This window comes from uncultured Methanobrevibacter sp. (assembly GCF_902769175.1).
GTDB lineage: Archaea > Methanobacteriota > Methanobacteria > Methanobacteriales > Methanobacteriaceae > Methanobrevibacter.
This window is the reverse complement of record NZ_CACXNW010000011.1, coordinates 14786-33964: the sequence shown is the minus strand read 5'-3', so window position 1 is coordinate 33964 and position 19179 is coordinate 14786. Positions and strand designations below refer to the sequence as shown.

Annotated in this window: 15 protein-coding genes; 10 read left to right on the top strand and 5 right to left on the bottom strand. The window is 30.0% G+C overall.

The genetic code is table 11. The features are described from left to right. Positions 1–6 precede the first annotated feature (6 nt). The 8 genes from QZV12_RS04865 to QZV12_RS04830 all read left to right on the top strand — a co-directional run bounded on the left by QZV12_RS04865 (position 7) and on the right by QZV12_RS04830 (position 11334). The gene (locus tag QZV12_RS04865; RefSeq protein WP_295618110.1) at positions 7–957 is read left to right on the top strand and encodes a DUF4268 domain-containing protein; all 951 of its coding nucleotides are present in this window, start codon (positions 7–9) and stop codon (positions 955–957) included. A gap of 23 nt (positions 958–980) precedes the next feature. After that, positions 981–1274, top strand: coding sequence for a hypothetical protein (locus tag QZV12_RS04860; protein ID WP_295618107.1), 294 nt, complete (start codon positions 981–983; stop codon positions 1272–1274). A 69-nt stretch (positions 1275–1343) separates the two neighbouring features. Further along, positions 1344–4067 (top strand): AAA domain-containing protein, encoded by a 2724-nt coding sequence (locus QZV12_RS04855; RefSeq protein WP_295618074.1) that lies wholly within the window; start codon positions 1344–1346, stop codon positions 4065–4067. Positions 4068–4127: 60 nt separating this feature from the next. Further along, positions 4128–6353 (top strand): AAA family ATPase, encoded by a 2226-nt coding sequence (locus QZV12_RS04850; protein ID WP_295618071.1) that lies wholly within the window; start codon positions 4128–4130, stop codon positions 6351–6353. Between the two features lie 13 nt (positions 6354–6366). Then, on the top strand, positions 6367–7704 hold the full coding sequence (locus tag QZV12_RS04845; protein WP_295618068.1) for an LlaJI family restriction endonuclease: 1338 nt from the start codon (positions 6367–6369) through the stop codon (positions 7702–7704). 585 nt (positions 7705–8289) lie between these two features. Continuing rightward, complete coding sequence (locus tag QZV12_RS04840; RefSeq protein ID WP_295618065.1) at positions 8290–9051, top strand: TatD family hydrolase; 762 nt, start codon at positions 8290–8292, stop codon at positions 9049–9051. An 87-nt stretch (positions 9052–9138) separates the two neighbouring features. After that, positions 9139–9819: a 2,5-diamino-6-(ribosylamino)-4(3H)-pyrimidinone 5'-phosphate reductase gene (locus QZV12_RS04835; RefSeq protein ID WP_295618060.1), complete on the top strand. Its 681-nt coding sequence runs from the start codon at positions 9139–9141 to the stop codon at positions 9817–9819. Between the two features lie 1368 nt (positions 9820–11187). Next, positions 11188–11334 carry a hypothetical protein gene (locus QZV12_RS04830; protein ID WP_295618058.1) on the top strand — a complete coding sequence of 49 codons (147 nt, stop codon included), beginning with the start codon at positions 11188–11190 and terminating at the stop codon, positions 11332–11334. A 352-nt stretch (positions 11335–11686) separates the two neighbouring features. Here QZV12_RS04830 and uppS read toward each other — a convergent pair whose 3' ends face one another. The 5 genes from uppS to hemL all read right to left on the bottom strand — a co-directional run bounded on the left by uppS (position 11687) and on the right by hemL (position 18257). Continuing rightward, positions 11687–12427, bottom strand: a complete 741-nt coding sequence (uppS, locus tag QZV12_RS04825) for a polyprenyl diphosphate synthase (protein WP_394350722.1) — start codon at positions 12425–12427, stop codon at positions 11687–11689. Positions 12428–12790: 363 nt separating this feature from the next. Beyond that, positions 12791–13582, bottom strand: a complete 792-nt coding sequence (gene mtxX, locus QZV12_RS04820) for a methanogenesis marker protein Mmp4/MtxX (RefSeq protein WP_295618051.1) — start codon at positions 13580–13582, stop codon at positions 12791–12793. A 151-nt stretch (positions 13583–13733) separates the two neighbouring features. Next, positions 13734–14276: a flavodoxin family protein gene (locus QZV12_RS04815; protein WP_295618048.1), complete on the bottom strand. Its 543-nt coding sequence runs from the start codon at positions 14274–14276 to the stop codon at positions 13734–13736. A gap of 309 nt (positions 14277–14585) precedes the next feature. Continuing rightward, the gene (locus tag QZV12_RS04810; protein ID WP_295618045.1) at positions 14586–16559 is read right to left on the bottom strand and encodes a hypothetical protein; all 1974 of its coding nucleotides are present in this window, start codon (positions 16557–16559) and stop codon (positions 14586–14588) included. A gap of 432 nt (positions 16560–16991) precedes the next feature. After that, positions 16992–18257, bottom strand: a complete 1266-nt coding sequence (hemL, locus tag QZV12_RS04805; RefSeq protein WP_295618042.1) for a glutamate-1-semialdehyde 2,1-aminomutase — start codon at positions 18255–18257, stop codon at positions 16992–16994. Positions 18258–18516: 259 nt separating this feature from the next. Here hemL and QZV12_RS04800 point away from each other — a divergent pair, with 259 nt between their 5' ends. After that, positions 18517–18738, top strand: a complete 222-nt coding sequence (locus QZV12_RS04800) for a nitroreductase family protein (RefSeq protein WP_295618039.1) — start codon at positions 18517–18519, stop codon at positions 18736–18738. Then, positions 18692–19039: a nitroreductase family protein gene (locus tag QZV12_RS04795; protein WP_366925540.1), complete on the top strand. Its 348-nt coding sequence runs from the start codon at positions 18692–18694 to the stop codon at positions 19037–19039. The genes QZV12_RS04800 and QZV12_RS04795 overlap by 47 nt, the downstream gene beginning before the upstream one ends. The last annotated feature ends 140 nt before the right edge of the window (positions 19040–19179 follow it).

Here is a 19179-nt window from a genome sequence, read left to right as displayed (position 1 = left end):
ATGCTTATGGTTCAATTAGGTACACTTGAAAAAGTTAAAGATTTAAGACTTGTTTGGAAAAATGAAGCTCAAGATTTCACTAAATGGCTAGCTAAAGAAGAAAATTTAGCATTATTAAGCAAAGAATTAGATATTGATATAGAATTAATCACCACTGAAGCTAAAACTGGCACATTCAGCACAGACATTTTAGCATTTGAATCTAACACCGAAGACAAGATTATCATTGAAAATCAATTGGAATCAACCAATCATGATCATTTAGGAAAAATCATCACTTACGCTTCAGGGCATGACGCAAAGACTATCATATGGGTCGTAAAGGATGTACGTGAGGAGCATAGGAGAGCAGTGGACTGGCTGAATGAGCATACCGATGACGAGATAAACATATTCTTATGCAGAATCGAATTATGGAAGATAGACGATTCAAAGTTAGCTCCTAAATTCCAAATCGTTTCAAGCCCTAACAATTGGACAAAAACCATTAAAAGAAGCAGCAACGATGAAATGAGTGCCACTAAGATGCTCCAACTAAACTATTGGACACAGCTTAGTGAAATGATAGATAACGATGGGGACTATAATGCTGTTTTTAATTCCAGAAAACCTAAAGGTCAGCATTGGTACAATTTAGCTATTGGAAGTAGCTTGGCACACATTTCTCTAACCATCAATACGAGGGAAAATGATATCAAAACACAGATATGGATTAGAGACAATAAAGACCTGTATGACTATTTATATTCTCAGAAGGAAGAAATTGAAGAGCAACTAGGTTTCCCATTAAGATGGGAAAGGTTGGATAATAAAAAGGCTTCATATACAAATATCATTAAAAGCATTAACTTGAACAATGAGGATAACTGGGATGAAGCCATTAAATGGCATTTGGACATGGCTGTGAACTTTTATAATGTTTTCTCAGATAAGATAGAATCATTTAAAAATATGTAATTCTTAAAAAGGTAAGTGATTTGATGTTAAACCCAATTCTTGATAAAAATGGATTTGAAAAAAGCAAAGAAATAGTGGCAGAATTAGTGGCTAAATTTGAAAATAATAAAGATTTTTATACTTCAAATTCATTTAAGGAAGAAGAAGCCAAAATAGAATTTATCAATCCTATGTTTGAGGCTTTGGGTTGGGATGTTCATAATAAACAAAAATTAGGTCCAAGTTTTAAAGAAGTTATTTTTGAAGAATCCCTTTCAATTGGAAAAGAAACCAAAGCTCCAGATTACTCTTTTAGATTGGGAGGGCAATTAATTTAGTACCTTGAAGCTAAAAAGCCTAGTGTAAATATTAAGGATGACAAAGTCCAGCATATCAAGCTAGAAGATATGGGGGGGAATGCTAAAATTCCTATTGTCATATTAACTGATTTTGAAGAATTTGCAATTTATGAAACTACAACTAAACCAAAATCAACTGAAAAAGCTAGTACAAACCGGGTTCTATACTATACTTATCAAGAATATCTTGAAAAATGGGAAGAGATTTACAGTCTTTTCAGTAATGAAACAATTCAATTAATAGAAAACATTGACATTGAAAAATTAGATAGTTATATTGATAGGCTAAAAATAGATAAAAATAAAATTTTGGAATTATATAATAGATTAAATCAAAAACTAAACTTTAAAAATAAATTCCTTATTCCTGATGTGGATTCTGAGATTTCAAACATGGGTGATAAAGAGTTTATTAAAATTGATGAGTTTAAGTCATTAATGAGTAGCTTATTAGATAATATCGATGGTTTAAATAATTACAGACAATTTATTAAATATTGTGATGAAAACTCCAATGAGTATACTGAAAATTTAATAAGTTATGTTAAATTTGATGAAATCAATTCAGATTTATTTATCAATTTATTCTATTATAACTTTTCAACAGCTGCTTTAAAAGATATATTCTCATCTAATGATATATTAGATGACTTTAATTATTATTTGCATGAAGAAAAGATAGATAAATTTAAGCAGTTAGATGAAGATGTTATGAAAGCAAATAGGATCAGAGTAAAAGAAATTTTAAGTATAAATAGGCCTAATTTATTAAGTAACGTGAGTCCACAATCCAGTTTAGGTGTTTTGAAACATGAATTTGCTAAAAAAAGAAAGATAATGCCTATCAGAAAACTTTTAGCTAGGACATTTGATGTTATTTCTTCCATTAAACCTTGTTTTATGATGAGTCCTTTATCAATAGCTCAATATTTAGAACCATCAATTTTTGAGTCTTATTTTGATTATGTTATTTTTGACGAAGCAAGTCAGGTTAAGATTGAGGATTCAATGGGAGCACTACTTAGGGCTAAAAAGTATATTGTTATGGGAGACACCAAACAATTACCTCCTACAAGCTTCTTTGAAAAAGAAGTAGATATTGATGATTCTGAAGAGGAGAATTATACTGATGATGTTGAAAGTATTCTCCACCTTTGTAAAAATACAACGGAAACTAAAATGCTAAAATGGCACTATAGAAGTCGTCATGAATCATTAATCAATGTATCAAACAATGAATTTTATGATAATAAACTATATGTTTTCCCATCTCCAATGAAAGATAAAGAAGATTTAGGTTTAAAATTTGAATATGATCCTAATACTGAATATTACCGTGGTTCTGGTTCTAATAATATTAAAGAAGCAGAAAATCTTGTTGAATATGCATTTGATCTTGTTAGAAAATATGGTAACTCCCGAAGTATTGGTGTTGGAACATTCAATATTAAACAAAGAAACACTGTCTTAGATGTTTTAGAGGATAAGCTTAGAAAACATCCAGAATTAGAACAATATTTCAATGAATCTGGAAAAGATGGCTTTTTCGTAAAAAATCTCGAAAATATCCAAGGAGACGAAAGAGATATAATATTGATAAGTGTTGGATATGGTAAGGACTTAAATGGCAAATTATCTATGAACTTCGGTCCTTTAAACAGAGAAGGTGGAGAAAGAAGGCTAAATGTATTAATTACAAGAGCAAGAATGCAATGTGTTGTATTCAGTAATTTTAAATCTTCTGAAATGAACACTACTCCTAATACTCCAAGAGGAGTAGAAGCATTGAAAACATTCTTATATTATGCAGAAAAGGGAGAATTTCCTGAAAATTATCATACTGGTGAGGACTTTGATTCACCATTTGAAGAATCAGTCTACAATTTCTTAACTGATGAAGGTTACAATGTAGAAAAACAAGTAGGCTGTGCAGGTTATAAAATAGATTTAGCTATTGTAGATGAAGAAGATAGCAATAGATATATACTTGCAATAGAATGTGATGGAGCCGCATATCATTCCTCTAGGTCTGCAAGAGACCGTGATAGGCTTAGGCAAAATGTTTTAGAGGGTTTAGGTTGGAAATTCTATAGGATTTGGTCAACTGACTGGTTCCATGAAACACGAGATGCTAAATCAAGATTGATTGATGCCATTGAAGATGCAATAATAAATAAAGATAATAAAAATTTAGCTAAAAAAGTAGAATCAAATTTTGAACCTGAAACAGTTATTAAATCCAATGAGGATATAATTAATGAAGAATTAGAAAATTACTTTGAAGATTACAGATATTGCACTGATTTCTTAAAATATGGGCATACTTATATTGGTGTGCTTCAAGCTTTGATTGAAGTTGAAGAACCTATTCATATAGATGATATTTATGGTAATGTAAAAAAAGTTACAGGTTCAAAGGCCACTAAAAAATTCAAAAACATTGTAAATAATGAATTAAGATTTGTTTCATCTGTAACTCATTTAGGCGATTTTTATTATACTAATGGTTTTGATTTTGATAAAATGAAAGTTAGAAAACGTGAAAAACCTAATATTAATCGTATTTCTAAGCAAGAAATTGAAAAAGCAATTATTTACACTTTAAAAATGGAATTCTCATCAACTAGGGAAAGTTTAATCAAATCTGCTTCAAAACATTTAGGTTTTAAAAAAGTTCGTGACAAAATCAATAATAGATTTAATCAGATTATTGATGAAAATCTGAATAAAGGAGTCTTAAGAGATAATAATGGTTTAATAGAGTTAATATAAATATCTTATGAGCTCGGAATATAAAATTAAAAAAATATAAAGATTTTATTAGGTGAAATTATGAAAAACATATGGATGATTAGAGCAGGTAAAGGTGCTTTTCTTATAGATGAGTTTATAAACAGAAACATAGTTGCTCTTGGATGGGATCTTGGAGACCTTTCAGATAAAAGTGAAGAGAATATTAAAGAGCTCATGAAAGAGAAATATCCTAATGATAATGCAAAAACCATTGGTATAAATGCATCACAAGTGAGCAGATTTAGACATAAGGTAAAAATAGGTGATTATGTTCTAACCAGTAATCCTTCAGCTCAAAACTATTTGTTTGGACGAATTGTTTCAGATTATTATTACATCACTGAATTAGAAGATGAAACATATGATGGATTTGAGAATATTCGTGATGTTAAATGGTTAGGTGAGATACCTTATGACAAGCTTCAAAAATCTACTAAAAGCACTTTAGGAACACAAACCACATTATTCAACATAACTAAAAATGCTAAAATAGACATATATAATGTCTTTAGAAAAATCAATGAAGTTGAATATGACAAGTCAGCAAAAATCATCAGAGACTATCTGGATGAAAATGATTTAGGAAACTTGGAACAGGAAGAATATGAATCTGCAATAAAAAGCTTTTATGATAAGTTTTCACCAGAAATCTTAGAGAAATTGGAAGGTTTAGAATTACTCAACAAGATTTTCATCCATGATGGAGATCAAAATAATCTATGTTACAATTTAGAATTCTCAAAGGAATATGGCAGATTTGGTGGCATTGGAGGAGGTTCCGCATTCAAATATTACTTATTTAAAAGTAAGGATTTGGGTTGGAGAGTAGGCCCTACGCAGAAACCAACAAATATCAGTGAAGAAGATGCTATCCAAATTGCAACTAAAATAAGAGATGCAATTGTAAGCGGAGCTAAATTTATTAAAAGTGCTAAATTAGATACAGTTGATGATTACAAAAAAGTGGATTCAACATTGAATGAGATCTTTCAAGGCACTCATGTCCACCATACCAGTTCTTGGATCCATAAATATTATGTGATGATTTTCCCTGATAAATTTGCTAAATGGCATAATGAAGGTGGAAAAGAACAATGCATTGCCAAATTCAATATATTGCCTGAAGACTGGTATTATGCCAAAGATGGACAATTGCATTTATTGGCTGAAAAAGCAGGAATTAAATTATACTCCTTAATTGACGGAACAATCGAAGGTTTATTTGAAGATAAGGAAACTGAACGAAAAACAGTGAAAAAAGAAGAAGGAAATGAAGGAGAAGAGGGCACACAAATTGGATTCACATCCAACTTAAAAAGAAATGTAATCTACTTTGGCGCCCCAGGAACTGGAAAAAGCTACAACTTAAATGTGGACAAAGATGACTTAATATCAGATGAAGATAGCTATGAAAGAGTAACTTTCCACCCTGATTATTCATATGCAAACTTTGTAGGAACCTATAAGCCAGTTCCAAAATCAGATTCCATATCATATGAATATGTGCCTGGACCTTTCATGAGGTCATTAGTGAAAGCTTTAAAAAATCCAGAAAAACCATTCTTATTAATTATAGAGGAAATCAACAGGTCCAATGTAGCAGCAGTATTTGGAGATGTGTTCCAGCTATTGGACAGGGACAAAAGCAATGAATCAAGATACTCCATAGAAACCACAGAAGACATGAGAAACTATCTAAAAGAAGAACTGAACGAAGAATTTGAAAAGATAAAAATCCCTTCAAACATGTTCATTTGGGCAACAATGAACAGTGCAGACCAAGGAGTATTCCCAATGGACACAGCATTCAAGAGAAGATGGGACTTCAAATACTTTGGAATAAACTTCAACGAAGAATTGATTGAACACATCAAAGTCAACCTAAATGGACAGGAAATCTCATGGAATGACTTAAGAAAAGCCATAAACAATGAACTCTTATCATACAGGATCAATGAAGATAAGCTCCTTGGACCTTTCTTTGCATTCAACGAATACCTTGATGAAGAACTTACTGATGAGGAATTCAAGGAAATCTTCAAGAACAAAATCATCATGTATCTGTTTGAAGATGCCGCTAAAGCAAAGAGAAATGACTTGTTTGCAGGTGCAAGGGAAAACAACAATGTCATATATTCAAGAGTATGTGAACTCTTTGATGAGATAGGCATTGAAATATTCTGCGATAACATTAAAGAGGAATTGCTAGATTACGATGAAGAGGAATTAATAGGTTCTGATTTGGAAGAAGAGGAAATCATTTAGATGGAGAAGAATGATGAAATCCGTTTATATCAAAGAGTTAAGGCATTATTCTAAATCGGAAATACTTGACATCATTGGCAAAAATGAAAAGATCTTCAATAGGCTTCTGGAATATGCCATAATCGATAAGGATAATGACAGATACCAATTCAAGTATGTTGGAGTCCTCATTGTGGAAGAATCCGTAATCAACTGTTACCCTAAATACATTACCAATACGGAAAACATCAAGGCTGATTTTAAGGAAGTATTAAATGTCATAAAGAAATACAAGAAGCTCCATGATGACTTTTCCTATGAAAATGAGGAACTAGAAGACATTTCATTCAATCTCCTGTCATTGATGCTGTTTTTCATAGAGGATTATTACGAGAACGGAATATATACTAATATCCAGAACATATTGGAGATAAATGGAAACGGTGAGATAAATTGGGACAGGACAATCAATGACAATTTTGCTTTAATTAAAGAGGACAAGCCTTATTATACAGAACTTCAAACCAAATACAAAATTGATGATTTGTACGATTACTTCAGATTGTTGCATGAATACATAATTACAGAATGCTCTAAACGTCTTGAAAAGTCCAATTTGCTTGATTACTTTGACCTGATGCATGTTGAACTTAGTGATAGGACATTGGATGACTTTGGAGATTTGGATTTCATATTGAACAAAATTGAAAAGGAGCTGAATGTTGAATTCAACACCCATAAGCAAAAGCTATTGAAGTCAATGCATGCTTATCTATCCAACATGAACTCATTTACCAATGAAAACTTCCTGACTTTGTATGGTACCACTTCCTATCATGTCATTTGGGAAGAGATGTGCAGTCAGGTCTTTAGCAATAAGTTGGATAAAAAATTGAAGGACTTACTCAAACACAATGAGAAGTATAGTTCAAAGCTCAGATTGATTGATTTGATAGAAAGGCCTAAGTGGGTATCCAATTATGATTTTGGCTTAAGGGCTAAGGATACATTTATTCCTGACCTGATTACATTCTTCAAGGATGACTTCATTATCTTTGATGCGAAATATTACAATCTGAAATTTGAAAAGGACAAGTTGGCTGGGCAGCCTGGAATTGAATCCATTTCAAAACAGTACTTCTATGAGCTTGCTTATAGGGATTTTATTGATTATGTTGGATTCAAAGGTGTAAAGAATGCTTTCCTGTTCCCATCATATCATTCAGAAATTGACAACAAGGGTCATGTTGAATTGGAAATGCTTTCCAGTTTAGGTTTGGAGAACATTCAAGTTATTATGCTTCCTGCAGGTGAAATCAACCAACTTTATCTGAACAATAAGAAAATGGACATTTCAAGATTGAATCTCTAGTACTATTTTTATCCATACAATAATTTTGAAAATCAGCTTACTTTTTCAAATTTCTAAAAAATTTAATATTCATCCTAACTTTAAGCAAGAATTTAAGACACTTTCGTGCGCATGTATTTGTCTATGCCATAAATCCACAGTATCATGTTCCAAGATTGTACATGCTAAGTGAAAGTGTCAAAATAATTGTTCGACTATTTGATTAAATTACATCTTTTTTATTAATCTTCCTATTCCTAATGGCTACATATAGACTACCTTATTATTTTTTAACATTTTAAACTATTTTTCAAAAAATTAGTTATAAATATTAGGTAAAATATATAGTTATATGAACTCTTTTAAATGTTATGGATACATTAGAGTTGTAATGATTGACAGATTTTATTGAATAAATTTTTCATGAATGAAAAAGCAGTTATTTCATAAAAAATTTATAACATTATTACTTCAGTGATACGATGATAGATACGCACTTCAACATTGAGGTATACATGATAAAAATCTGTTAAATTTTTGTTGAAATTTTATCAAAAATATGTAAAAAATATATTACATTTATAACATTGCTACATAAGTGATACGATGATAGACACTCATTGTCATATAGACTTCGATGAATTTGATGAAGATAGAGAAAATGTAATAGCACGAGCTAAGGAAAAGCTCAATGCAGTAATTAATTCAGGATATGGCTTGGAAAGCAATGCAAAAGCTTTAGCACTTTCAAAAGAGTATGAAGGCTTTGTTTACCCTACCTTTGGTTTTCATCCGGTAAGCTCACAGAATTCCCCTCAAGAGGAAATTGATGCAGCCCATAAGCAGATGATTGAGCATTTGGATGAAATTTTAGCCATTGGAGAAGTGGGAATGGACTTCTTCTACTGTACCGACAAGGCATTGAGAGCCCGTCAGCAAGAGATCTTCACGGGATTTATCGAGCTTGCAAATGAGTACAAAAAGCCATTGCTCATTCATGGCAGAGACTGTGAAAAGAAGATTTTCAACCTATTGAAGGAATACGATGATATTCCTAAAGTCATCTACCATTGCTATGGAGGTAGCTTAAAGACTGCTAGAAAGATTTTAGACATGGAAGACCATTACCTAAGCTGTTCCACTATGGTCTGCTATAGCCAAAGGCATCAGGACCTGTTTAAGGAAATTCCTATTGAAAGAATCCTAACTGAAACAGACAGCCCATACCTTGGAATGACTAGGGAAGAACGTAATGAACCTGCTAATGTTGCACTTGCAGTTGAAAAATTAGCTGAACTTCATGAAATTAGTGTGGAAGATATAGACCAGCGAACTGAAAAGAATGCAAGATATGTATTTGACATATAATATTGAAAGAACATTTAATTAAACCAATACTTTGTGAATATAATATCCAAATATTTTGTTATACATTTAATCTAAAGGTATGATAAAATGAAACCTTATGTTATCTTAAATGCAACTATGACATTGGACGGAAAGATAGCTACAAAAACCGGAAGTTCTGAAATCTCAGGGAAGGAAGACCTTGAACGTGTACACGAAATCAGAAAGGAAGTTGATGGAATCATGGTAGGCATCGGAACTGTCCTTGCAGATGATCCAAGACTTACAGTCCATAAGATAAATGCAAAAAAAGAGGACAATCCAGTTCGTGTAGTGGTAGACAATAGGGCAAGAACCCCTCTTGACTTTAGAATCCTTAATGATGATGCAGAAACCATAATTGCTGTTTCTTCAATCTGTGATGAAAATAATCCAAATTGTGATATGGAAGCAGTGAATAGGGCAAAGGAAATTTCCAAAAAGGCAGATGTATTCTATTCATATGAAGAATCAGTGAACTTAGGGGAATTTATGGAATACCTATATTCAAAAGGAATAGAAAGCCTTATGCTTGAAGGAGGATCAACGCTAAACTTTTCAATGATTCGAGACAATTTGATTGATGAGGTGAAAATCTGCATTGCACCTATGATCGTTGGAGGAAAGGATTCCAAAACATTCTTCGATGGTGAAGGATTCGATTATATGAAAGATGCTGTGCAATTAAAACTAGAGAAACATTATCCATTAGGCAAAGACCTTGTATTGGAATATAAGGTTATAAAATAAAAAAATAGCTTAAAAATAGTTAAATAATAAATAATAATGAAATAATCATTAAACAAAATTTGATTTGATTTTAATTTATTTATTCTGATCAATAAATTAAAAAGAATGTAAAAGCAAACAATTTCTATTCTTTGTTTGATTCTACTTGCTTTTGAAATTGTGGTTTTCAAATTGAGGTTTTATCATTATTTTCTTGATTTTTACACCTCTACTTGTTTTTTTTTTCGATTTGACTGATTTGATTTCTTTTTTTGATTTGATTTGAAAATAGATTGAAGTAATGTTTCGTTTTAAATGATTTTAGTTTATTTCCATGCTAAAATGCTTTTTTTAAAAAATTTCTTCAATTATTTATTTAGTTTTTTTATGTTGATTAATTTTAAAAATTAATCCTTTTGTTCAACAGCTTAATTAATTGCAAAAGCAATTAATACGATTTTAATTTAAATGCCCTTAAAAATATTTTCAGCACATTTAAATTCTCTTTGGAGATATTCAGGTTTATTTTTTCTTTGGATTTTGATAGTATTCATTTTACTCCAGTTTCGATTTTCGACGCTGGAGTTATCCCAAATATCTATAATTATATTTGTTCTTATAGTATATAACTGTTTTGATATATACAAACATTTTGTATGTATGCTAATATTTAGGCAAACCTAAAGATTTATATATAATCAAAACAAACTATAAGTAAAGATATTTAGGCAAACCTAAATTTTAAGAATTAGCCTACAAACATTGAATACTGTCATTAATCACTCCAAAATACTCCAGTTCTTAAAATTTAGCCCGCTTATGTCTTTTAATTTCTCGGATGTGAAAATGTGGGAAGAAGCAAAAGTGGAATTTGTGGAAAGAAGCAAATTAAACCTACAAAGCGAGAAAGAAAAAGAGACCCGAAAGTCGTTACCTTTAGAAGATGATTTTTGGGAATGATCTTTAAATACTTTAACTTTATTAAAACTTTAATTCTCCAGAATTGCTCAAAACAAAACATTACTATAATTTTATTTATCCTCAAAATCATCAAATCAAATCATAACACACACTAAATAAATTCAAATTCTTAATTTTCAAATCAAAAAAGCAATCATTAAAGTTTTATAAAAGTTTTTACTTCTAAAGGAAGTTTAAAGGCATAGAAAAAAAGGATTTATCCTTTTTATGCCATTTTTCTTTTTTTTTCAATATTTTTTTTAATTTTTTATAATTTTTTTATAATTTTTTAATGGTCTAATTTTAAGAATTCTAGCATCATTAGACTTTAAAAAAATTTATAAAGAATGTTTTATATATACATATATAATTAAGAACATCAAAAAATTTATTTTTGATTAAAATTTTCAAATAGAATGAGGTGAAAACATGGGAAATATGGCTGAAGCAAGAAGAAAAATGCACGAAAGAGATGAAAGGGTAAAAAAAGAGAACAAGTCTGAAGTTAAAAAAATAAGAAACTTTTTCTTTGGATGCTGTAACAATAAGGATAGTAAAAAAGTGAAAGAACACTAATTTACTATTTTTAAATTATTAAACCTATTTTTATAATTATTTTTAATTTAATATTTTTAAAAAACTATTTTTAAGCAAATAATCCTTTCAAAAAAAATCATAAAAAATTCAAAAACTATTTTTAAGCAAATAATCCTTTCAAAAAAAAAAATCATAAAAAATTCAAAAACTATTTTTAATAATATTACAGTTAAAATAATATTTATATAAACAATTGAAAAAAAAAAAAACTAATTTTAAAGTAAAAAATTAATTAAAAAAAAAGTAAAAAAAAGTTAAAATAGTTGATTACATCAACATAATTATTTTTGGTCAAGGTTTTTGCAGGCCGAAGGCCTAGAAAAAGCTTGAGTTAAACACCAAATCTTCTATCCCTTGCCTGATAATCCCGAATAGCTCTTAAATAGTCTACTTTTCTTAACTTTGGCCATAAGCTATCACAGAAATAAAGCTCTGAATATGAAGATTGCCATAACAAGAAACCGCTAAGCCTTTCTTCTCCACTGGTTCTTATGATAAGACTTGGATCTTCCAATCCTGCAGTATATAGATTTTTGCTGACCAATTCCTCATCAATGTCATCAATGGATATTTCACCATCTTCAACCTGATGATAAATCTTTTTAATTGCATCAACTATTTCCAAACGACCATCATAACCGATAGCCAAGTTAAATAAACGTTCATCATAATCTTTTGTAGCTTCTTCAGCTTCACGAATAGCTTCACGAACACTTTCTGGCAAAAGCTCTGTTCTGCCAACTACTTTTACCTTAACCTTATTTCTATGAATCTTTTCATGATCCACAATCCTTTTAAAGTTTTTAATAAAAAGATTCATCAATCCTTCCACTTCATTTGGAGGCCTATTGAAGTTTTCAGTTGAAAAAGCATAAGCGGTAACGATTTCGATTCCCAAGTCAATACTCCAATCAAGAACCTTTTCTAAGGTATCTACACCAATTTCATGGCCTTTAATAACCTCCATATTTCCTTGAATCTTTGAATATCTTCTATTACCGTCCATGATAATAGCTACATGTCTTGGCATCCTATCAGGATCTAATTCCTTTAAAAGACGCTTTTCATACATTTTATATAAAAATTGTGGCGGCACAAGAATCCCCCGAATAAATTTTTTTGAATATCCATTAATCTATTAAATTAGTTTATTATATTAATTTGAATTATTGAATTAATTAGTAATATTAAATTACAATACTTGACTAAGTAATTTTTATTATTAGTATATTTAACTAAAATAATTTAAATAGTTTTAGATTAAATTACAAAAAATGAGTTAATAAACTAATGTTTAAAAAAGTTTTAGATTAAATTACAAAAAAAGCATAATTAAAATAAATGATTAAAAAAATTTTTAGATTAAATTTTAAAAAAAAGAGAGACATGATTAAAATAAATGATAAAAAAGATATTTGAAAGTAAAATGAAATGGCTATTGCCTTAATTTAGCTAATCTATAAGCCAACTTTAAACTTCTAATGTAACCTTCAATGCTTTGATCACGACTGGTATCTATGAAAATTTCATCTATTCCAAGTGTGACAGCACCATAGCTAGGCCAGGAATCAAGCAATACAAGTGTTCTAAAAAGGATATTTCCAAAAATACCATCATTGGCAAGAATAATATTGTTTCCATCTTCAATTGCCTGTTCCAATAGAATATAATAGTTTTTAATGGAATAATTCTTAGATATTTCATTGGAATCATTATCAAAGTTATCCAATTCTTTAAATTTTTCCAATAGGCTTTCAGTTAATTCCTGAGAGGATTTCAAGCTTTCATCTATTCTTTTGCTTCTTCCTAAATCATCCTTTCGACCTTCAGCCAAGACAGCAATTTTAGGCTTTTTTCCTAAATATTGGATAAAATTCGCAGATTGAATAGCTAAAGTGATTTTTTCTTCAAGGTCCTTGCCTTCATCTATTCCAACAGGAGCAAGCAAAAATTCATAATCCCTTGAGAAGTTTTCATCTTCATGAGTGTTAATATAAGTAGTTCTGTTGATTTTCTTATCAGATTTAAGCTCTTTAATAGCTTTGATAACTTTAGATGCCTTTAACGATCCCCTAATTACTGCATGAACATCAGGATTCTTAAATGCTTCAATCAGTTCATCTTCAGTTTCAACTAAAGTTATGCTTAAGTCTCCAATATCTTTCAATTCATTAGAAGCCTTTATGATATTCTCATTTTCTCCTAATCCTGCTACTATATTAATCATAGTAATTGATTTATTCATTATTTAATTTATAGTTTTATAAATTTTAAATAGCTATGAAAAATTTAATTGGATAAAAATGAGTAAAAACAGTTTAAAAATAGAAATATGAAATAAAAAAAGAAAAATAGGAAATTTAAAATTATTAAATTACCTAAAATTGTTTACCTAATTCGTAAGCTTCTTTTAATTTATCAGCTTGTTCATCTGCAACGATTCCTGCTGGACCAGCACTTCCTGCATCAACATGACCAATAACTTCATAGCCCATAAAGATAAATGGAGAGAATTTGGTCATTTCAATATAAGCTTCGTAAGTTCCTTCAGGTTGGTTTTCAGTAAAGATAAGTGCTGCTTTACCGCCTAAGCTTTTATCTGGGTTTTGTCCAACAGCATAGAAACGGTCAATAATGGTTTTTGCTTGTCCAGACATTTGACCATAGTAAATAGGAGTTGCAAAGATTACACCATCAGCTGCAACCAATTCATTGATGATTTTGTTACCATCATCTTCACGTACACAGTCAGGGTTTTCAGCACAGAACATACATGCTTTACAAGCAGCAATGTTTTCTTCTTCAAGGTAGTATTTTACTACTTCATGACCGTTTTCTTCTGCACCTTTAATCATTTCATCCATCAATACGTCACAGTTTCCACCAATACGTGGACTTCCTTGTAATGCAATAATTTTCATTTTCTTCTGCCTCCAAAATAATTGAATTATATTTAATAATTTTTAAATTATCAATATATTTAATAATTTATTTTAAGATTATTTAAAGTTTTTTTAATTGAATAGGTTAATCTAATAATTGTTGGAGGGGAACTAAAAAAAATAATTTAGAAAAATAATTAAAAAATAATTTAGAAAAATAATTAAAAAATAATTTAAAAATAATTAAAAAATAATTAAAAAAAAAAAGATTAAAAAAAGATTAAAATAAAATAGAATAAAAGACAATTGTATAAAAATTGATAATCAGAACAACTATCCCCTAATTACTTATATTTCATTAGGCTCTTCAATAGTGATTCTTGTTTGTCCAGAAATCATATATCTATTGTTTGCAGGGCTTATGAGAACCTTGTGATTGCCTATATCTAATGCATATGTATTGAAATAAGCGATTCCATATTGATTGGTTCTTACAACATAATTTTTATATGTGCTTCCAGTGTAAACCCTAAGAGAGATTTTTACGCCTTTCAATAGATTGTTTGTATTTCTATTCTTTAAAGCCAATTTCAAATATCCTGATTGGCCATATGTTCTTGTAACATTAGGAGCGCTGAGTTTGGTTTGGGTTTTGAAGTATTTGTCAATGTTTCCAAAATTATGTGTTCCTAAGTACAATAATCTAGGAGTTCCAAAAAGCTTGAATTTGCTGATAAAATTCTTTTTATAGTAAACATTGTCTCTTTTGCCAGCAGTATGTCTTCCCATAAGGTTTCCCTTATCATTGGAACCATAAACTCTTACTGATGCAGTTGTCTTAAAGTTTTTAGTGGTTCTTTTATAATGATAAGCCATAATATTTCTTCTATTGACTCCAAAAACATCACAAGCAGCTATTTTTAATGCTGCAGTTGCAGTATTGCTAGAAAATTTCATAGATTTGCCATGACGGAACAATGATCTTGCATTTGGAACAAGGAGATACTCACCATTCTTAAGTGTGCCTCTGATATATCCGCTTCTCCAAAGAACAGCATATCTTCCATCAGGAGCTACAATAGTAAAATGACCTGTTTTCAATCTTCTTTCTTGAGCCAATATAGACTTTAGGAATGAAGTTTTTATGCTGTTGGAAGAGACTATCTTTCCTGCCAAGTTTTCTATTTTCTTATTTACAGAAGGATTATCCCAACCTCCAGTACCCATCATCCATCCATCAGATGTGACAATTGAATGGAAAAAGTAGGTTCCAGTAGTCTTATATTGCTTTAATGCATGTCTTCCATGCCATCTCTGAGCGATAATATGCAGATTAGCTGCATATGTGGAATCCCTTCTAAAAGCAACAGCACTTTCATTTTCATTTATATGAACATAAATTGAAGAACAACCAATTTCACGAGTATCCATTGCAGTCAAAAGAGCCTTATTGATTTTCTTTTTATATGAAAACAATTGCTTTTTAGCTTTTATGAAAGAATAGACATCATATTTTCCAGCCTTTAATCTCTTGTTCAAAGTGGCTATTCCATTTTTATCTGTTAATGAATAATAGTTTTTAAAATTCTTTCTAGATGAATAAACATTAAACAATACTTTAACCCCTTCAACAGGCATTTTAGTAAGTTTATTAATTACTTTTGCCTTAAAGAAAGTGTCTGGATGATAATAAGATTTAGAATTTCTTGTCTTAATCAATAATGGATCCTTTTTAACATTGACAACAGTTTTTAATGAAGATGCATAGTATTCCTTATCACCATCAAAACTGATTCTCACATTATATTTATTTGGCTTGAGATTCAATTTTAATGCAATCATACCTAAAGCATTGGTTTTCCTGAAATAAATCCTATTATTTATGGATATTCTTAGGGATTTGTTTTTCAATGCCTTTTTATGGGACTCCTTCAAATAAACCTTTAATTGAGATTTATCCTTGTAATATGCATTTACCTTATTTGCAGTAATCTTGGTTTTAGATTTTGCAATGGTTTTATTTTTATTATCCTTTGATTCAGCTTTTATTGAATCATTTGAATTTCCATTATTTTTTATATCAACAGAGAGATCAGCTGTTTTCTCTTTAGATATGGAATTCTGAAGTAAAGAATCATCCTTTGCTGAATCATCTACCATAGAATTAAGCCCTATTGAATTATCAATCAAACAATTATCCTCAGCAGCAATTATATTAGAATCTATAGATGAATCAGCTAAATCTGAAGCTGAAACAATCCCTGTACTTAAAAATAATATAAAAGTCACTGCAATAATTAAAATTTTCTTATTCCTTAACATTTTACCCACATATTTAATTTATTCCTATCAATATATAAAATTTTATAATATGCTAAACTTAAAAATTTTAAAATTAGGAACTTAAACCGATTGTCTAAATTAATTTTTAATAATATTTTTATTTTTATAAAAAAAGGATTTCAACAGGAATGAATGTTGAAATCTGCTCTTTTTCTAATTTATTTCCTTTTAAGAGTTATTTTAAATTTATTTCAATGAAAAAAAAGAGCTATTTTTAAATTTAATTCAATGAAAAAAAATATTTCTTAAATTATTTTTAAGAAATAACTAAATCTAATTTAAAAATAGATTCAAACTATTATAAAAAAATAACTAAATGTAATTTAAATAATAAATTCAAGTTATTATAAAAAATAACTTAATCTAATTTCAATCATAATTTCAATCAGCTTAAACAGTGCCAGAGAATATTTATTTTTCCCAAGCCACTTTTAAAGCAGCTTCAATAGCTTCAGATGTTTTGACCAAATCATCTTCAGTATGTGCTCCAGAGATGAAATTACATTCAAATTGGCTTGGAGGGATAAACACTCCCTTCTTCAACAATTCCCTAAAGTATACCAAGAATCTTTTGGTGTCTGACATTTTAGCAATCTCATAATTTAAGACAGGCTCACTATTAAAGTATATTTGGAACATTGAAGCTAAACCTACAACCTGTAAGTCCAATTTCAAGTCATCTACAATGTCTTTTAAATTATCTCTTAAGAAATCTCCTTTTCTTGCCAATTCACCATAAAACGGATAATCCAATTTCTTTAATGTGGATAGACCAGCCTGTACTGAAACAGGATTTCCACTAAAGGTTCCAGCTTGGTAGACAGGACCATTAGGTGCAATCAATGACATGATTTCCTTTTTACCTGCATAAGCGCCTATTGGGAATCCTCCACCTAATATTTTAGCAAAAGTGACAAGGTCAGGCTTGACTCCATAATATTCTTGAGCTCCACCATGGGAAACTCTAAAACCAGTGATAACCTCATCAAAGATTAATACTATGCCATTTTCTTCAGTTATTTCCCTTAAGAATTTCAAGAATTTGACTGTAGGCTCTACACATCCAATATTTCCCATTACTGGCTCTACAATAAGGCATGCTATGTTTTCCCCTTCCTCATCAATCAATTTAGTCAATGCATCAACATCATTAAATGGAACTGAAAGGGTGTTTTGAGTTGTTTCCATTGGAATTCCAGCAGAATCAGGCAAGCATGCTGCTCCAGAACCTGTCTTTACAAGGACATAATCATGTGCTCCATGATATGACCCTTCAAACTTAATTATTTTATCCTTGCCTGTAAATCCTCTTGCAAGTCTGATTGCAGCCATAGTGGCTTCTGTACCAGAGTTTACAAAACGAACCATTTCAGCACAAGGAACCCTGTCAATCACTTCTTGAGCCAATTTAACTTCATTTTCAGTTGGAGCCCCATAAGCGGTTCCCTTTTGCATTTGAGCAAAAACATCATTCATTACATCATCATCGCTATGACCTAATAAGATAGGACCATATGCCAGACAATGATCTACATAATCATTTCCTTCAATATCAACAATATGAGAACCTTTCGCTTCTTTTACAAAGAATGGATAAGGTTCAAAAGCACGTACTGGAGAGTTTACTCCTCCAGGAGTGAGTGTTTTACTTATTTTAAATAATTCTTCTGAATTCATGCTAAAAATTCCTTAAAGTTTAATTTTTTAATTTTTGTCAATGACTTAAATCTTTAAAATTGATATAATACTATTTTATATATTCTTAATTAATAGGTATTTCTATTTTATATATTCTTAATTAATAGGTATTTCTATTTTATATATTCTTAATTAATAGGTATTTCTATTTTATAAAAAGATTAATATGATTATTTATAAAAATCATTTTAAGAATTAAATTTCTCTTTAAAATAAATAAATTAAAAAGGTTGATAAAATGGATTTATTGGATGTGATGCTTAAAAGAAGAAGCGTTAGAAAGTATACTGATGAAGAGATTCCAAGAGAAAAGCTAAATAAGATATTTCAGGCAGGCCTTCTTGCCCCAACAAGCAGAAACCTGAAGCCATGCAATTTTTTGATGATTGAAAACAAGGAAACATTAAAAAAAAATCAGCAAATCAAAAGCATTTGGCGCTTCATTTGTAAAGGATGCTAATAAGGCAATAGCTGTCATTGCAAACAGCAAAGTTTCAGATACTTGGATTGAAGATTCCTCTATAGCCTTGGCATTCATGCATTTAATGGCTGCAGAACAGGATGTTGGCAGCTGTTGGATCCAAATACATTTAAGAAAATCAAAATTAGGAAAATCATCAGAAGACCTTGTACGTGACATTTTAGGAATTGATGATTACTTTAGAATAGTTGGACTATTGGCTTTAGGTATTGAAGACGGACATATGGAAGCTTATGCTCTTGAGGACATAGATAAGGAAAGAGTTCATTATCTACGTTAAATTATTAAAAAGAGGAAAATTCATTATATACGTTAAATTATAAAAAAAAATAAAAAAAGAAGAAAAAACTCATCATATACGTTAAATCATAAAAAAAGAAAAAAAGTAAAATGTTAAGAGCAATAACTCTTAACGATTAA

Coding starts and splice junctions, on each gene's coding strand:
- hemL (WP_295618042.1), bottom strand. CDS start 18,257: ATGAATTCAGAAGAATTATTTAAAATAAGTAAAACACTCACTCCTGGA.
- QZV12_RS04835 (WP_295618060.1), top strand. CDS start 9,139: ATGAAACCTTATGTTATCTTAAATGCAACTATGACATTGGACGGAAAG.
- QZV12_RS04845 (WP_295618068.1), top strand. CDS start 6,367: ATGAAATCCGTTTATATCAAAGAGTTAAGGCATTATTCTAAATCGGAA.
- QZV12_RS04860 (WP_295618107.1), top strand. CDS start 981: ATGTTAAACCCAATTCTTGATAAAAATGGATTTGAAAAAAGCAAAGAA.
- QZV12_RS04830 (WP_295618058.1), top strand. CDS start 11,188: ATGGGAAATATGGCTGAAGCAAGAAGAAAAATGCACGAAAGAGATGAA.
- QZV12_RS04810 (WP_295618045.1), bottom strand. CDS start 16,559: ATGTTAAGGAATAAGAAAATTTTAATTATTGCAGTGACTTTTATATTA.
- QZV12_RS04840 (WP_295618065.1), top strand. CDS start 8,290: ATGATAGACACTCATTGTCATATAGACTTCGATGAATTTGATGAAGAT.
- QZV12_RS04800 (WP_295618039.1), top strand. CDS start 18,517: ATGGATTTATTGGATGTGATGCTTAAAAGAAGAAGCGTTAGAAAGTAT.
- mtxX (WP_295618051.1), bottom strand. CDS start 13,582: ATGATTAATATAGTAGCAGGATTAGGAGAAAATGAGAATATCATAAAG.
- QZV12_RS04850 (WP_295618071.1), top strand. CDS start 4,128: ATGAAAAACATATGGATGATTAGAGCAGGTAAAGGTGCTTTTCTTATA.
- QZV12_RS04865 (WP_295618110.1), top strand. CDS start 7: ATGGTTCAATTAGGTACACTTGAAAAAGTTAAAGATTTAAGACTTGTT.
- uppS (WP_394350722.1), bottom strand. CDS start 12,427: ATGTATGAAAAGCGTCTTTTAAAGGAATTAGATCCTGATAGGATGCCA.
- QZV12_RS04855 (WP_295618074.1), top strand. CDS start 1,344: ATGGGGGGGAATGCTAAAATTCCTATTGTCATATTAACTGATTTTGAA.
- QZV12_RS04815 (WP_295618048.1), bottom strand. CDS start 14,276: ATGAAAATTATTGCATTACAAGGAAGTCCACGTATTGGTGGAAACTGT.